The organism is Ochrobactrum sp. SFR4, from assembly GCF_019730395.1.
Classification (GTDB): Bacteria; Pseudomonadota; Alphaproteobacteria; order Rhizobiales; family Rhizobiaceae; genus Pseudochrobactrum.
In genome coordinates this window covers 1-252 of the sequence record NZ_JAAPBB010001064.1, presented here as the reverse complement: position 1 = coordinate 252, position 252 = coordinate 1, and the positions used below count along the sequence as shown (strand labels likewise).

Here is a 252-nt window from a genome sequence, read left to right as displayed (position 1 = left end):
ATATCAAAGCGCCGAATAATGGTTTCCAGCGGTGTAAATTTATCATTCAGCTCGGACAATGCCTGATCACTATAGCCCAGCACCAGAGACGGCGTGGCTTTAAGCGCAGCACTTTCCGGCTCAACACCAGTAATCACATTACGCACCATAGTCAGCAGGCGTGTTTTGCCCGTACCATTGGCACCAAGCAAAACAATACGATCCCCCGGATTGATCCATAAACGGCCGGTTTTATACAAAACGCGGCTATCC

At 49.2% G+C, this 252-nt stretch carries 1 pseudogene; it reads right to left on the bottom strand.

What is annotated here, in order from left to right:
- Nucleotides 1–252, bottom strand: a pseudogene (locus HBA93_RS22310) (ABC transporter ATP-binding protein); the annotation flags it as partial.